Here is a 16,262-nt window from a genome sequence, read left to right as displayed (position 1 = left end):
CGAAACGGTCGCTGCGAACCGGAGGGATCGTGCAAGGCATCGTGGATCGCGGATGTTTTCGGTGTGAGTCTTCGTAACGTCAAGTCAGCCCGGCAACACCTGGTGGCGATCGGCTGGCTTCTGCCACTCGTCCGGCGGCAAACTTACCTGAATCGATTCGGCCAGCGTATGCGGATCAACCTCGATTGGTCGAGAAATGACACAAGTCGGAGCGGCAAACGATCACCCCGTCCGGCGTTTTCCACCACCGGATCAGCACCCCCTTATAAAGACAAGAAACTCTCTTCGAGATTTGATCAACACCAGAAACCCGCGCACGGGCCGGCTGGTGTTTTCAAGCAAAATGGAAGGGGAACAACACCGACGCTTCGGCACGTGGTGGCTGAGGACCTCCGAGATCCAACGCGGCTCCTGGAGCTTTTCAGGCAGGCAGCCATCGCGAGGCTCGTGAGCACCTCTGAGTGCGATCGACTTCGCTTCTTCGCGGCGGCCGAGCACGCGAAAGCCATCGGCACGCGGAATCCGTGTGGATTGTTCGCCACGTTGGCGCGTCGAAAGCTCTGGCACTTCATCACACAGGACGACGAGGATGCCGCAAATGCCCGTCTGAAACAAACCTCTGAGCACCGGTTTCTTGTGGGAACGCGGGGAGAAAGCCAGTCCGAATTGCCGCCGGAACAAGACCGGTACGGCGATTCGCGAGTGACGGACTTGACCGAAAGTGATACTCAGGTTGCGCACATTCGCCGGCTCGTGGAACAATCTCTTGCGATGAATTGTGACGCGAAAACGAGTGTGCTTGTCGATGATCGATCGCAAGCATGGAAACGTTTAGGCTCTCCGATGCCGTGTGATTCATCCATCTTATTTGGCTAAACAGATCAATGTCACGTCGTCTGCGAGGTCGGTTGCGTGCCCGAACAGGCGGACATGTTCAATTACATGACGGACTTGATCAGGCGGGGCAAACGATATGGTGCCGCGCAGCAAGTCTTTCAACCGCTCCCGACCAAAGAGTGTGCCTTCCTTGTCGAAGACCTCGTGTAATCCGTCCGTGTAGAGGAAGAGCCGATCGCCGCAAGCGATTCTCTCTTGAGACGACACATAAGAAACTGATGGCAAAACTCCGAGGGGCAGACCTCCGATTTCGAGTTCCTGCGTTGTTCCATCCGCGCGGATCAGTACCGCGGGATCGTGACCAGCTCTTGCATAAGACACGAGATCGCCTCCAGGGGCGATTCGGAGAAGGAAACAGGTCGCAAAGTCTTCGAGGCGAGTAACCGCGTGCAATCGTGCGTTTATTTCGGCGAGTACCGTAGCAGGGTCCTGAGCCCGTTCAGCCTCGTACCTGAAGACGGTGCGCAAGAGCGCCGTGTAGAGTGCCGCGGCAACGCCGTGTCCGGACACGTCCAATACAGCGAGCAAGACCGATCCGTCCTTCTGACGAATGATATCAAAGAGGTCGCCTCCAACATTATCCGCGGGGAGAAACTGTGCCGCGCATCGGAACCCGTTGACTTCGTCGGTCAGCACCGGCAATAGGCGCTCTTGAATCTCCTTGGCGCGGAGCATTTCGGACAGCCTCGCGCGTTCGACACGTTCCAGCGACTCTGCCATGGTGTTAACGCCGTCTCCTAGCAACCGGAGATCTGTAGTGCCCATACTTTTCACGCGAACATCGAAGGCGCGCGCGCCAATCTGCCGGACGATTTCCAACAAGTTGGCGATCGGCTGACGAACCCAAACGAGCAGGCCAAGACTGGTGACAACGAAAATCAACAGGCTCAAAACGACCACACTCATGGCGCGACCAACCGCTTCCTGCCGAATCGTCTCTCGGATCTGATCGGTTGACTGCGCGACAGCAATCATGAGGCGTCCGCTGGTGGGTGCGGTTGCTATGATGAAACCCTCCGCACCCGATGTGAATTGCTGAGTTCCATCGCGTGCCGCCCTTACCATTTCCGCCTCAAGCGTCGCTTTCGCCCGTGCATGGGCCCTGAAGAGAATCTGGCCCTTCTCATCGAGCGCGATGATGTGATGTCCCGGTGAGACCGCCACGCTCATTTGATGGCAGAATTCATCGAGAAAACTTCGGAAAACCTCTTGATCCGGCATCTTAGCGCGAGCGACCGCAATGACCTTCGCTTCTTCTCTCAGCCGCTCCGCTTCAGCCGTAAGGAGCGAGGCACGTTTCTGTTGATAGCCGAGTACGGCCGCCATGCCGAGAACCAACAGCACCGCAAGGTTTACAAGTACCCCGATGCGGAAGGCCAAGGTATCCCAGATCCTCGGAACCCGGCGCACGGGGCCAGGGGCACCTCCGAATTGATGACGCATGCGTTACCTTTTGACCAATCCGTCACCACCTGCGCGCTGGTCGTTACCTCGCAATAGTGCGCTGTTGGTTTGATGCAGGAGAGACGGGGTTTCTTCCACGTCGATGCCTCCGTGTACCCAAACGCGCCTTCCACTCGAATATGTGAGTTGTGGGAAGAAAAGAGCTTGCTTTCGCATCCAACTGATAACGCGGATAACCGACAGCTTAGGGAGGATAAGCGATGAGCACAGTTCTTCTGCTCTATCACTGCCGGCGGCTTCGCCACGAACTCTGCGCAATCCTGGCGGGCAAATACAAGGTTGTCGCGGCTCACGGCGGTCTTGCAGCGGAAAGGTTGCTTCGCGGCCGTAAGCCCGACCTGATTGTCATGGACTACGGTGGAAACAATGGAAGTGCAACCGCCGTGTTGGCGCGGCTACGGTTTTTCCACCCGCGAACCCCTGTGATCGGGCTGTCTCGTTTTGAAGCCCCTCGTAGTGCCCGGATGGCTCGCACGCTTGGGGCGAGGGACATCGTGCACTGGCCAGGGCCGGTTAAACGGTTGTTTGAAGCGATCGCCAGGGCATTGGAGGTCGGCGTCACGATCGGCGAATCCCCGCGGGGGACTCTGGCAAGCGGGAACGGCGGTTCGTTTGGTGCCCCCTCCATACAGGACGGTAATGCGGCTCAGAATCCGCGCGAAGAAGTTCGCCGCTTCGTGCATCAAAAACGATGATGGACAGCTCTGCCCCATTGCCAGCCCGCGGGGCGACCCGGCGATTGATTCCACGGCTGGGCCATCGTGGTTTGGGGCCGGCTCGGGACTTTGCCAACGACCTGCCCAGTGGATTCCCTGACAATTCAAGGAGCGTGTCATGATGAAGTCGGTTTATAAGAAGGCGGCCCACGGAACTCTGTTCGAGTGCCGGCCGCCCGGAGCGAAGGCAGTATTCCTGGCGGGTACCTTCAACAATTGGGACGAATCAGCCACGCCGATGGAGCGAGCGAGGGACGGAACCTGGCGCATCACGCTGAATCTGCCTCCGGGGCGGTATGAATTCAAATTCGTCGTTGATGGGCACTGGTGTTGTGAACCAAACTCCGAGGATGAAATGGACCCGAACTGCGTGCCCAATCTCTTTGGAACGATGAACCACATGATCGACATTCCGTCGCGGGATGAGCGGGAAAGCGAAACAGATCGCGCCGCGCTAATGGTATCGCAAGTCGGGGGTTTGGAGAGGGGAATCCTATGAAGCCGCCTCATTTGACTTGGTGTTTCGCCTTTCTCTTGCTGACGATCGGAATTGCCGTCGCGGGCTTGGCTTCGCAAGCACAACCTCCGGTAGCAACGACGCAAGACACACAGCGCATTCTCATCCATATGAAAGAGTACACCGCGGAAATTCACGCGACCTACATGGCACTTGAACTTGCCGATCGGCTACAGCACAGTGGGGCGAATGTGACGCTGTTCTTGGAGCTTCGGGCTGTACGCCTTGCCGATGACCAGATTGCCGGAGCGATAAGGCCAGTGCCCGGATTCCGACCGTTCTCAGAGATTTACAAATCGCTCGTTGACAACGGTGGCCAGGTTCTTGTGTGCCATCACTGTTCTGAAGTAGCGGAAATCAGCCCGGACCATCTGCGTAAGGGTGCCAGGATGGCAGATGTTGAAGACCTGTCGCGGGCGATTCTTAGCGCACACAAGATTCTAGACTATTAGGTGGAAGCCGATTGGGACCTGAATACTCTTGCGGCCACTCAGGGGATTTGCCCCATGCTCGACGTTCATGCTGCCAGCGATTGTGCCGTCCGCAAGCCGCCGGAATCCGGCGACTTGCCCGACATTCAGGTCATTCACGCGCGGCAGCGCAACGAGGGGCATGAACCTCATTTTTCCCTAGCAGTGGCGCGCTGTTCGCGCCCGCGCTGTCGCTTGTTTCGTGAGTGCATGGCGGTGTTAGATTTTGACCCGGACAGCCGATCCCGCTCTGAGATTGCCTCCGACATTTCTGCGCGGTATGGGGAGCCCGAATCAGTGAGTAGCGCGGAGCCCTCGACGCGCGAGGCGGTAACGCTGCTGCTGGGGTGAGTGCCTTTATGGCAGATAGAGTTTTCCGGGTTTTGTGGCTTGGCATCATGACGCTGGTGCTCGTATCGGCAGTTGGTTGCATGTGCATGGGAGTTGGCGGACTCATGGATCGAGTATCGCAGTCCCACAAAACCCATGGCACCATGTGCGGCAGCGGATTGATGAAGCACGACAGCGGAACCCATCCGGTAACCACTCAGGCAACGGACGCATATTCGAATGGCACCACAACGCTGGGGAGCAGCCATGAACAGCACGTCAATGCCAACTGAATTCCAGCCGTGCGGATTTGAAGCGTTGGGACCGCACGAATATACTTGGTTCCATCGCTCAGCCTGGCCCTTGTTGCTTCATGTGGCTGGGTGTCAGCTTCCTGCCATCGACAATCTCAAATCCTGGATGCGGCTCTGGGGACGCCTTGGCGCAGAGCTTTTTGCGTGCTTCAAAAATGGCGATGAGTTCATTCGAAGCGACATGATATCGTTGGCCAACGAATATGGTGGTTGGCGTGGCCGGCTTGTAGCTGGCGCACTAAGGAGGTGGCAGGCGAATCTTGCTACATGAGGATTTCGTCGTCGGCTTGGATGACTGAAGCAAGAAACTTTCCTCAAGACGGCAAGTGTCTGTTAAGGGAGCAGCACAAAGAGCCAGGACACTCAGCATGGTCTCGAGTAGCGCGGCTGGCCCTTATCGATCGGTAGTTAGAGTGAGGTGCAATATGTCAATCGACTGGATGGTAGTCAATGTACGGGTAGCGGCTTGTTTCGGACTGGCCTTGTTAGTTTTCCCTGGCGCATTGCAAGCTCAATGCGGTGGGGGTGGCGGCTCTTGCGGCGGTCATGGGGGCGGTCATGGGAGTGGTCACGGTAGTGGTTTGTCGGCGACTCATGTCGGTGGGGGCCATACTATTGGGGGACACGCCGCAGGTCGCACGATCGGCAACGGACGCACCTGGGGCGGTAATCATCTTGGCGATGCCCACAAATCGTTTTATGGAACTCCGCGGTTGTCCGGCTCCCCGGGTAATAGCCACGGATTTCATCCCGCCACCGCGACGGGATTAAGCAATTTCGTCGACAATCGCGCATTCGCGTCAAGCCTCACGCGCTCTATGGGTTGGGCACAATCGACGCGCTGGTCAAGTCCAATCAATGGCGGGATGTCTTCTTCCAATCTGATGGATGGCTATGGACAGCAAATGGCCGGACGGAACATAAATAGTTATTTTACCCGCCAACCGCTTTCTCTTAACCAGCACTACGGCCATGACTCCCTTGCTGATTGGCGTAGTCGCGCTCTCGAGAATGAAGCTTCTAAAGGCGATGGCGCTGATGGCCTTAGCTCATTCTCGGGAATTGAGAACACGGATTGGGACTCGGTACTTCGGGAGACTATTCTGAGGAGCGCCTATAGATTGCCCCCTCGACTTTCAAAGCCGATGTCTCTTACCGAGCCTGGGACTGCGCGTCCCCAGCAGTCACCTACCTTGCGGGTGCTTTCAGAAGCGCGTGGTGCTTGGTGCGGCCAAAAGGCGCCAATAGGATCCAATGTGCCGACGATTTCGGCGACATCGGCTCCCGCGGGTTTAACCGATGGTTCCGCCGCCAAGGCTCAGGCGGATCATGTGCATGGGTCTAAGCCCTAAGACGTGGCGCGTTTTTGGTTTGGGTTGTGTGTGCGGCTGGCGTAAGGCGCGGCAGCCTAAGGGTCAGGTGCGCGCGATGTGCTACAGAGGGCCTTCCTTGTGACCGATGCAAGCCCGGCCGGAGGATCTAACCGGCTGTGACCCTCCTTACGCGTCAAGGCCAACGATCCAGGAGGGCTAGCTGCTCTTTTCCTTGAATCGGGTCTTTTGATGCTCTTCGGCAAGCTGCGGGAAGATTTTAGCCGGTCCGTGCATCAAACCATCGGATGAACGTTAATGCCGCCGCCCGTTCCTCGCGAAAAAGCCGGGGCGGTCCCGGCGGTCATCGCCCGCGTGAGTTGCAGGCATGAAGAGGCGAGTCAACGGGCGTCGGCATGAGGCGTTCAAGAAACGAAAGGGTGAATCGATCATGAAACGACTCGGAACCACAATCGTACTCGTCGGAGTACCCATCATTGGCATTAGCTTGATCGTTGCTCTCGCGCAATCTCAGGCCAACCCGAAGCCGAAGGCGATAACGGTGGCGGGGCGACCCCTTCCCGACTGTCCGGTCGGCGGGCAGCCAATCAGCTTCGCCGTGCAAACCAGTTCGGAAAACGGGCCAGTTTTCTTCTGTTGCCCAAACTGCATCAAGAAGTTCAACGCGGAGCCCAAGAAATTCGTTGACAAGGTGACGGACCAGCGCAAGGCCTTAGCCCAGTTTCCCCGGACTCAGATTATTTGTCCTTTTAGCGGGGAGGCGGTCAAGAGCACCATTTTCATTGAGGATAAGGGAAGCAAGGTGTATTTCTGCTGCCAGAACTGCCGCGGCAAATATGAAAAGGACCCAGCCAAGTACGCGGCAAACCTCGCCAACAGTTATACGTATCAGAACAACTGTCCTGTCACCGGCAAGCCCATCGCCCCACAGATCTCGGCTACAGCTCCGGCCGGTGAAACCGTCTTCTTTTGCTCAAAGGATTGCCCGGACAAGTTTCACAAGGACCCGCGTCAGTTTGCACCCAAGCTGGAAGAGCAAGGTTTCCGTCTGGACCTGACGAAAAAGGCACCGTGATGGCTATATTGGGCGCCCAATGACTGGCCAGGCGTCCACGTTCTTTTGCTCTGAATACTGAAACGACTCGGTCTTCTCTTACGTTACAACTTGTTTTCGCGGCAATGCGAAATCCGCCGCGGGCCGCTCCTGAGTTCACCGAGTCGTTTCAACAGGGGCGCGCCCGTCGGCGGTCAACGTTAGATATCCTGCGCCTGGCCGCGGTAACGAAAGGTTGAAACGATGTCAGAAGAACGACCTTCGTCGGGACTCCTGAGTTCCTCGCATCCGTCGGTCATGGGGCGGGTCTGGGCGTTCGTTCGAATTATGAACGTGCGGCTGCGCTTCATCTTCCTGATGGTGCTGGTCGGTTTGGTCGCGGCCAACTGGGAGCGGCTCCAGAACTATTACGACCGATGGCGCCGACCGGCCGAAATGCCTGAGACGGTGCAGGCTCAGGAGATCGAATACTACTGTCCGATGCATCCCAACATCGTCCGCGGCGAGCCTGGCAACTGTCCGATCTGCGGGATGCCGCTGGCGAAACGCGCCAAGACAGGACGCAAGGAACTGGCTGAAGGCGTGCTGGCGCAGGTCCAGATGAGTCCGCAGAAGGTCCAGATGGGCCGCATTGCCACGTCGGCGGTCGAGCGGCGGCTGCTGAGTCGAGAGATCAGGACCGTTGGAATCGTCGAATATGATGAGACTCGCCGAGCGTTCATTGCGTCGAGGATTAAGGGGCGTCTCGACAGGCTGATCGTCAACTATGTCGGCCAAAAGGTGAACAAGGGCGACCCGTTGGTTTGGATTTACAGCCCCGATCTGCTCGTCGCACAGGACGAACTGCTCGTGGCCATGCGCCAGATGAGGGAGGACCGCGCCGGAAGCCAATTTGACACGGCGGTCGGCGCGTCGGTTCTGGAAGCGGCCCGGCGAAAACTCGTCCTTTGGGGCATCACTGAGGCTCAGGTCGAGGAGATCATCCGGCGCGGCAAGGCGGACACGCACCTGACAATCTATTCGCCGATCGAGGGGATCGTCACCGAGAAAAAAGTGCTGGAAGGGGGATACGTCGACGAGGGAACGGACGTTCTCACAATTGCCGATCTGAGCAATGTGTGGATGCAGGCGAAGGTCTTCGAGGACCAGATCAGCGGCGTGCAGGTAGGCACAGCAGTCGAAGTCACCAGTGTTGCATACCCCAACGAGATCTTCGCCGGGACGATTACGTTCATTTCGTATACGGTCGATCCGGCAACGCGGACGCTGGCTGCTCGCGTTGAGATCAGCAATCCGGATTTCAAACTCAAGCCGGGCATGTACGCGAACGCGAGCATCCGTCTGCCGGTCGGCCGCGTAGTCGAGGCTACGACATCGGCGCCGGCCCGAGCGAGCGGCCCTTCCACCGACGGCGTGGCCCGCGCTTATGCGGCACTCGTGGAGTTGTTGGCGAAGGACAAGTCCGACTCAGGCGCCATCGCGCACGTGGGCCACGAAGCGAAGGCCCTCACGGAGCACGCCGAGGAGCCGGTCAAATCGCTGGCTTCGGAGATCGCCGCACTGGGCAAGAAGATGACCGGCGCGGACTTGAAGGGCCAGCGCGGCATTCTCAAGACGCTTAGCGCGAAGACCATCGAACTTCTGCGCGCTCGCCCGCCGGTCGATGTGACGCTCTTCACGGTTCATTGCCCGATGGTGGACGCCGATTGGCTGCAAACATCGGAGGAAGTCGCCAACCCTTATTACGGATCAGAGATGCCACGGTGCGGGCAGGTCACCGGCAGGATTCGGCGCGGGGCCGGCCATCAGAGCGGCGAGTTCGCAGAGGGGTATTTCTGTCCGATCTACCCGGACCGACTCTTCGAGGAGCCGCGCGAATGTCCGATTGACAAGTTCCCCATGAAGTTCGTGCGAGTCGAAAAGGTCCTGGCAGTTCCGGCGACCGCCGTCATCAACACGGGCACGCGCACGGTGGTGTATCGCGAGAGCGCGCCGGGAACCTACGACATGCTCGAAGTACGGCTAGGCCCGAAGGCCGGCGATTTCTTCCCCGTGGAGTCGGGGCTGAAGGCTGGGGAGCGCGTGGCCACGGCGGGCGCGTTCATCGTCGATGCCGAGAACCGTCTTAATCCGGCTGCCGGCGTGCAGTACTTCGGCGCCAGCGGCGGCTCATCCGGCGGAGAGCAGAAGCAACATCAGCACGGTGGATAGCGGATGAAGTAGTCTGGCAGGAGCCGCATCATGGTGCCCCGGATCATCGAATACTGCGTTCGCAACCGATTCATCGTCATCCTGCTGACCGCTGCCGTGGCCGTCTGGGGCGTCTATTGCGTCATAAAGACGCCGATCGACGCGATCCCGGATCTGTCGGAGAACCAGGTCATCGTCTTCACGGACTGGATGGGCCGATCGCCGCAGGAAATAGACGATCAAATTACGTATCCGCTTTCCGTAAACCTCCAGGGCCTGGCCGGTATCAAGGCAGTGCGGTCATCGAGCGAGTTCAACTTCTCGATGATCAACATCATCTTTGACGAAAAGACTGATTTCTATTTCGCCCGCACGCGCGTTCTCGAGCGGCTCAATATCGCCGGCACGTTCCTTCCGGCCGGCGTTGTTCCGTATCTGGCGCCGGATTCAACCGCGCTCGGACAGATCTTCTGGTACACGGTGGAGGGCGATGGCTACAGCGTGGACGAATTGCGGGCGATCCAAGATTGGTACGTTCGCTACCAACTCTACGTGTCCGGCGTGGCTCAGGTCTCCAGCGTCGGCGGATTCGTCCGCGAGTATCAGATCGACGTCGATCCAGAAAAGCTTCGAGCGTATGACCTCGCGCTCGGTTCCGTGTTTAGCGCCGTGGCGCGCAGCAACATCGCCGTCGGCGGCAAGGTCTACTTCGAGAATAGCGCCGAGTACCTGATTCGCGGCGTCGGCTGGCTGCGCGGCGTGAAGGATCTCGAAAACGTCGTCGTCGCCGAGCGCGACGGCGTGCCGATCTACGTACGCAGTCTGGCCGCGGTGCAACTCGGCCCTGAATACCGCCGCAGTATGTTGGAGAAGAACAATCAGGAGGCCGTCGGCGGCGTCGTGATGATGCGCTACGGCGAAAACCCATTGACCGTGACGCAGGCCATCAAGCAGCGCATCGAGCAATTACAGCCGGGGCTGCCGCCCGGCGTGCGGATCGTGCCGTTCTATGACCGCACACGGCTGATCGAGGGCGCCATTCACACGCTTATCGGTACGTTGAAAGAGGAGATCCTGGTCGCCAGTATCGTTGTCATCCTCATCCTTGGCCACGTTCGCAGCGCGCTGCTTTGTTGCGTTACTTTACCCATCGCCGCGCTCGTGTCGTTCATCCTGATGTATTACCTCGGAGTCTCCAGCAACATTATGTCCCTCTCGGGGATCGCCATCAGCATCGGCGTTCTCGTGGATGCCTCCATCGTGATGGTTGAAAACGCTATCCACGGCCTGACCGGGGAACGGGGCGCGGGCCGCATCACCGGCGACACGACGGAGATCGTGGTGAAATCCTGCCGCCTGGTCGGCAAGCCCATCTTCTTTTCAGTAATGATCATGCTGGTCTCCTTCATCCCCGTCTTCGCGCTCAGCGGCACGGAGGGGAAGATGTTTCACCCGCTGGCGTTCACGAAGACCTTCGCCATGGTCGGGGTCGCCTGTCTGGCGATCACCTTCGTGCCCGCCATGATCCCGATCCTGATAAGAGGGCGCTTGCGCTCCGAACAGCAGAACTGGATTGTCCGCAGCTTCATCAACATCTATAAGCCGGTGTTGACCTGGTTGATGCGGGTTCCCGGTGCGGGCATCTGGTTTGTCGGCTTCCTTTATGTCCTGGCCGCCGGATTCATCGGCAGCCGCTCGCTCTTCATCGGCATCACGATATTGGCGCTCTTCTTCGGGTGTGTGTTCTTCCGGCGGTGGTCCAGCATGGCGCTGGCGCTCGTCCTGCTGCTGGCCACCGCCACCTGGGCGTGGCGCTTCCCCAAGCTGGGCCGCGAGTTCATGCCGCCATTGGATGAAGGCAGCGTCCTGGATATGCCTGTGACGGTGCCGCGGGTGAACATTACACAGGCCGCCGAGGACCTGCGGATGCGGGACCAGATCATGCTGAGTTTTCCGGAGATCGACCAGGTCGTGGGCAAGGCGGGCCGGGCCGACACTCCCACGGATCCATCCGGAATCGACATGATTGAGACCATCGTCACGATGCGGCCGAAGGAGTGGTGGCCCAAGCGGAAGGTGCGCTTCGAGGATGCCGAAGAGGAGGGCGGGGCCGTAGTGGCGGCTTTGCAGGCGGAAGGGTTTATTTCCGCGGCAGCCAAGCCGGACGAACTGGGCAATCTCGCCTCCACGGCCACGATGGACGCGATGACCGAGTTCGACCGGAACATGCGGGAACTGGCGCATCGTCGACAGGTAGAGTACGCGCCGGTTCTGGCGAAGAAGCTTGTCCGGGCGACACTAGACGACCTGCTCGCGCTCTTCCGGCGCAAGGGTGAGCTTCTCGCAGAGCCCTCGGCGGCGCAACTCGACGAATTGGCCGAATCGCTGACCTCAGCACACGGCCTGCTGCTGGTTGAGGTTCCACGGCGCGAGGAGATGACGAAGTTGGCGACGGAGGCGACCGGCCGACTGGCGTCGATGGGCGTGGTGGAGCAGAAGCCGGAGCTTTTATTGCCCGCGCCGTCGCTTTGGCACGACTTGAGAGATGTCGTAATGACCGCGGTCGGCGAGGAGAAAAGCACCGTATTCAGCGAACTCTTCAATGCCTTTGAGCAACGCCTCCATGATGAGTGGGTCGCCCGCGTCAAGGTGGTCAACTGGGAACTCGAGGACCTGGCCCGGGGGGCGATGGTCTGGTCGCTGATTGAGAACCTCACCAAACAAGCAAAGGCCAGCAATCTCTTGGACAAAGCGCCGAGCGCGGCGGATCTTCAGCGCATCCGCCAAGAGCGCGAGCCGCAGTTCGCCAGCAATGTCTTCCTCTGGCGCAAGACCAAGAACGACCTGGTCAAGGAATTGGACAGCGAACTCCAGATGGGCGGCTGGGGCAACATCTGGACGCAGCCGATCATCAATCGCGTGGACATGCTGGCGACCGGCGTGCGTACCATGATCGGTGTCAAGGTATTCGGCCCACGACAGGAGGACCTCACCGAGGAGGTGGGGCAGGAAGGCGTAAAGAAGACGGTTGTCAAGGAACCGGGCATTCAGAGTATCGCCAATCAAGTGGCGGGCGTTTTGCGGGGGATCCGCGGCGCTGTTGATGTGTTCCCCGATCAGATCGTGGGGCGGAGCTATCTGCAAATCGACATCGACCGAGAGAAGGCCTCGCGCTATGGCGTGAATGTCGGGGACATCCAGGAAGCGATTGAAGTGGCTATGGGCGGGAAGAGCATTATGACCACGGTCGAGGGACGAAGGCGCTTTCCGGTACGTGTCCGCTACGCACGCGACTATTGGCAGACCGAGGAGGCCCTGCGGCGCATCCTGGTGACTGGCCGCCGTGGCGCGTCGCCGGCCGAGACGGATAGTGTCGCTATGGGCGCTGGCGCCGGGATGTCGCTGGCATCCATCGGGTCGGCGGCCGCCAGCGGCATGGGCGGCGGGCAGGCGTATCAGATTCCCATCTCGGAAGTCACCGACATCAAGGTCGTCGAGGGGCCGAGCGTCATCAAGAGCGAAAACGGCATGCTGCGGTCCTACGTCCAACTCAATGTCCGTGACCGCGACATCGTCGGCTTCGTCGAGGAGGCGCAGCAGGCGGTCGCCGAACGGGTCAAGCTCCCCCCAGGCTTTTTCATCGAATGGAGCGGCCAATTCGAGCACCAGGTTCGCGCCCGAAAGACGCTTCAAGTCCTCTTCCCGTTGGTCGTGCTGCTCATCTTTGTCATTCTGTATGTGACGTTCAATGACATTCGTGATTCGCTGTTGATCATGTTGGCCGTTCCGGGCGCGCTGGCCGGTGGCGTGATCTTCCAAAGCTTGTTTGGATTCAATTTCAGTGTGGCCGTCTGGGTTGGTTACATCGCCTGCTTCGGCATGGCGACGGAGACTGGGATTGTGATGTTGATTTATCTCCACGACGCGATCAATACCCGTGGCGGACTGGCCAAGATCAGCTCAATCCGCGAAGTAACCGAGGCCGTTGTCGCCGGCGCGGTGCATCGCCTGCGGCCGAAGCTCATGACCGAGGGCACGACGATCATCGGCTTGGTGCCCATGCTGTGGGCCACGGGCGTAGGCGCGGAGGTAATGCGGCCGATGGCCGCGCCCGTGCTCGGTGGTTTGCTAGTCGCCGATGAAGTCATCGACCTGCTGCTGCCGGTGATCTTCAACTGGTATCAGTGCCGCAAATGGCGCCGATTGCATTCCGTCACTGAAGACAGCGTTGCCGCAGGTGCGGCATCATAGTTGAGTGAGAATTTTTAGGAAAGGAATGATCATGTACCGGTTCACGAAGTACTCAGCATGTTTGGTGGCAGCTTGTCTGGTCGGTGTCGTGTTTGCAGGATGTGAACGGCCCGAACACCGCATGGCTCAGGCTAAGTCCGGAACACGGATTGTATGCCAGAAGTGCTACGACGAGGTGAGCACCATTCGTCGCCAAGCGCCGCACTCGGACACGATGTTCAATGTGATCGTCAAGGCCCATCAATGTCCCGAGTGTAAATCGGAAATGTCGATTTACCGCGAGAAGGGGACACTGAAGGTCAAGTGTCAAACGTGCGCGCCTGCGGGGTTGGATTGCGACCTGTGCTTACCGCCGGACGCGCCGGTTCAGTGAATTATCCTTTGCGGATCGCATGCTCCGGTTGTGATTCGAGCGAGACTGGCTTTTGACGTGCGCGCTACGGATTGTGACGAGGCGATTGATGTCGGTGGAACCAATCAGATTCATTAGGGCGATTAAGGGAGCGGCATAATGAACGATGGAATCCCAGGCTGGATGGGCACCATCCACGGTCTGCTGCCGCACCAGTACTGCTGGGTGATCGTGGCTGTTCTGTCAATCCTATGCGGCGCCGTGATCGGTGTGGAGCGAGGCAAGCGGCAGAAACCTGCCGGCCTGCGAACGATGATGCTCATTTGTCTGGGTGCGAGCATCTTCACACAGGCCAGCCTGCTGGTCGCCGGCGACCGCGCCGACCCCGGCCGCATCGCCGCTCAAGTCGTGACGGGCATCGGGTTCCTGGGCGCGGGCGCAATCATCCACGGACGAGGCGCGGTGACCGGATTCACGACGGCCGCAGCGATCTGGGTAGTCGCCGCCATCGGCGTCGTGCTAGGCAGCGGCTACGCCGCAGCGGGCGTTCTCTTCACACTGTTAGTGGTTGGTACGTTGGCAGCCGAGCGCACCATCGAGTCTGTTCTTTGCGGTCGGTGCCAGTGGGCCACGATGCGGATCGACTTCGACCCCAGTGAGGGTAGAACCCATTGGCTGATTCAAGAAATCCTCGACGATCATCAAGTTCCTGACGAGCTTGTCTCATTCGCATGCACTACTGAAGAGATCGGCGCCGTGTCGGTTCGGTGTTGCGTCCGTCATCGCCAGCATCGCGGCTTTCTGGCGACGCTTGCTGCGTTGTCCTGCGTGCGTCGGATCGTCGAAACGGCGACGCCGGCCTCGCCTCCGGCACAGGAGCCAACTCGATGATCGCGACAACCGCCCATGATCGGGCGCTACATAAGCGGCCATCATTCCGATTGGAAGAGCGATGGCGAAACACTCTGTTTGGCATCGGCGACCTTTTGTTCTTAGTTGCTGTCGGGATCGTTACCACATTGGTGATGTACGGCTTGCATCAATTGGGCTGGAACTTTGCCGTGACATGCATCGTCGGGATGGCCGCGACGATGTTGGTCCAGATGCTGATGGCGTTCTGCGCCGCGCCGCTACTCGGCTCCATTGAAACCATGACACCCTCCATGGTCATCGGGATGGTCAGTCCAATGTCCATTTGCACCTTGCACATGTTCGGCTGCGAATCCAGCGGCGCTACGGCAATCTTACTTGGGGCGTGCTTTGGGGCGGCCATGTTCATTTATGTAGCAATTTACGGCGCGAAGGTGAAGCGATCCTTGTGCGAAATCTACTCATGTCGATTGAGGTGAGCGATGTCTTCAGTATGGGATCTGCGCGCCAGGCTTTACGATGTGTGCGAGGGCTCGACACTACGCCGCGGGCCGGCCAAATCTACGCTGTTCCGCGACATGGAGGGGCGTATTCTCTTCGTGGCCGTTGGAACCGGCGTTGACATCGCTCAATTTCCCCCAGGTCGCCGGATCGTGGCGGTGGACATCAGCAACGAAATGCTCCGTCGCGCGGAGAGACGGCAGAAGAGATACAATGGCGATTTGAAGCTGGTCGAAGCGGACGCGATGGATCTCACGTTTCTCGATGCCTCATTCGACATGGCAGTCACTTCCTGTACATTCTGTTCGGTGCCCGATCCTGTTCGCGCCTTAAGGGAACTGTATCGAGTTCTGAGGCCGGGCGGCAAGCTGCTGATGATCGAGCATGTCCGCAGCCGCAACACGATCTTCGGCCTGACGCTGGACCTGATGACGCTGTGGACCCGTCGACTCGGCACGGAGATGAATCGAGACACCGTAAGCAACGTCCTCAAGGCGGGGTTTGAGATCACGAGCATCGATAGCGTCTATCTCGACATCATCCTTGCGATACGCGGACGAAAGCCGAGGTCCGCGATTTCATCCGTGGAGGAGTGCCATGAATAACTTCCTGATCCGATGGTTGCGATTCGGTGGCCTTGCCATCGGTTTGCTCGCACTGGCTGGTTGTCGGCAACCGGAGTCGAAAGTCGTGCACGAGGTCATTCCGGCAGGCGAGGGGCATCGCCTCCGTTGTCAACTCTGCTATGACGAGACGGTCCGGGTCTTAACAGGCTCGCCGAAGCACCGGCGGTACAAGTACATTCAGCGGCACCGTTGTGAGGAGTGCAAGACCGACGTCGCTTTCTATGAGGGTGGCGACGGCAAGGTCATGATTCGCTGCGTTCGGTGCGCACCTGCAGGGCAACCCTGCGACCGATGCCTTCCACCGATCCCGGCCGCGTCACCGGAGGCCCCTGCAACTGGTGGCAATCGTGGCCGCGCGAGCGAATAAACAGGAGACAGC

The 16,262-nt window shown here is 59.1% G+C and carries 13 protein-coding genes; 11 read left to right on the top strand and 2 right to left on the bottom strand.

The genetic code is table 11. The features are described from left to right. Window positions 1–168: 168 nt before the first annotated feature. The gene (locus VJZ71_05845; GenBank protein HKQ47570.1) at window positions 169–876 is read left to right on the top strand and encodes a hypothetical protein; all 708 of its coding nucleotides are present in this window, start codon (window positions 169–171) and stop codon (window positions 874–876) included. Here the strand turns inward: VJZ71_05845 and VJZ71_05840 are convergent. Then, on the bottom strand, window positions 865–2,277 hold the full coding sequence (locus VJZ71_05840) for a SpoIIE family protein phosphatase (GenBank protein HKQ47569.1): 1,413 nt from the start codon (window positions 2,275–2,277) through the stop codon (window positions 865–867). The two genes, VJZ71_05845 and VJZ71_05840, sit on opposite strands and share 12 nt — an antisense overlap. A gap of 284 nt (window positions 2,278–2,561) precedes the next feature. On the opposite strand from VJZ71_05840, the gene VJZ71_05835 reads away from it, so the two are divergent. The 9 genes from VJZ71_05835 to VJZ71_05795 all read left to right on the top strand — a co-directional run bounded on the left by VJZ71_05835 (window position 2,562) and on the right by VJZ71_05795 (window position 14,777). Next, window positions 2,562–3,056, top strand: coding sequence for a response regulator (locus VJZ71_05835; GenBank protein ID HKQ47568.1), 495 nt, complete (start codon window positions 2,562–2,564; stop codon window positions 3,054–3,056). Window positions 3,057–3,195: 139 nt separating this feature from the next. After that, on the top strand, window positions 3,196–3,576 hold the full coding sequence (locus VJZ71_05830; GenBank protein ID HKQ47567.1) for a glycogen-binding domain-containing protein: 381 nt from the start codon (window positions 3,196–3,198) through the stop codon (window positions 3,574–3,576). After that, window positions 3,573–4,046 (top strand): DsrE family protein, encoded by a 474-nt coding sequence (locus tag VJZ71_05825; GenBank protein ID HKQ47566.1) that lies wholly within the window; start codon window positions 3,573–3,575, stop codon window positions 4,044–4,046. The genes VJZ71_05830 and VJZ71_05825 overlap by 4 nt, the downstream gene beginning before the upstream one ends. A 54-nt stretch (window positions 4,047–4,100) precedes the next feature. Next, complete coding sequence (locus VJZ71_05820) at window positions 4,101–4,415, top strand: hypothetical protein (GenBank protein ID HKQ47565.1); 315 nt, start codon at window positions 4,101–4,103, stop codon at window positions 4,413–4,415. Between the two features lie 246 nt (window positions 4,416–4,661). Beyond that, entirely contained in the window at window positions 4,662–4,979 is a 318-nt protein-coding gene (locus VJZ71_05815) for a hypothetical protein (GenBank protein HKQ47564.1), read from the top strand. Between the two features lie 1,490 nt (window positions 4,980–6,469). Then, on the top strand, window positions 6,470–7,114 hold the full coding sequence (locus tag VJZ71_05810; GenBank protein ID HKQ47563.1) for a hypothetical protein: 645 nt from the start codon (window positions 6,470–6,472) through the stop codon (window positions 7,112–7,114). A gap of 222 nt (window positions 7,115–7,336) precedes the next feature. Beyond that, window positions 7,337–9,304, top strand: coding sequence for an efflux RND transporter periplasmic adaptor subunit (locus VJZ71_05805; GenBank protein HKQ47562.1), 1,968 nt, complete (start codon window positions 7,337–7,339; stop codon window positions 9,302–9,304). A 30-nt stretch (window positions 9,305–9,334) separates the two neighbouring features. Then, a complete protein-coding gene (locus VJZ71_05800) occupies window positions 9,335–13,534 on the top strand; it encodes an efflux RND transporter permease subunit (GenBank protein HKQ47561.1) in 4,200 nt (1,399 codons plus the stop codon). A gap of 511 nt (window positions 13,535–14,045) precedes the next feature. Beyond that, window positions 14,046–14,777 carry an MgtC/SapB family protein gene (locus VJZ71_05795; protein HKQ47560.1) on the top strand — a complete coding sequence of 244 codons (732 nt, stop codon included), beginning with the start codon at window positions 14,046–14,048 and terminating at the stop codon, window positions 14,775–14,777. Window positions 14,778–14,925: 148 nt separating this feature from the next. Here the strand turns inward: VJZ71_05795 and VJZ71_05790 are convergent, their stop codons facing one another. Next, on the bottom strand, window positions 14,926–15,159 hold the full coding sequence (locus VJZ71_05790; GenBank protein ID HKQ47559.1) for a hypothetical protein: 234 nt from the start codon (window positions 15,157–15,159) through the stop codon (window positions 14,926–14,928). A 79-nt stretch (window positions 15,160–15,238) separates the two neighbouring features. Here VJZ71_05790 and VJZ71_05785 point away from each other — a divergent pair, with 79 nt between their 5' ends. Then, on the top strand, window positions 15,239–15,862 hold the full coding sequence (locus VJZ71_05785) for a class I SAM-dependent methyltransferase (GenBank protein ID HKQ47558.1): 624 nt from the start codon (window positions 15,239–15,241) through the stop codon (window positions 15,860–15,862). The last annotated feature ends 400 nt before the right edge of the window (window positions 15,863–16,262 follow it).

Source organism: Phycisphaerae bacterium (assembly GCA_035275405.1).
GTDB lineage: Bacteria > Planctomycetota > Phycisphaerae > UBA1845 > UTPLA1 > DATEMU01.
This window is presented reverse-complemented; position numbering and strand designations above follow the sequence as displayed.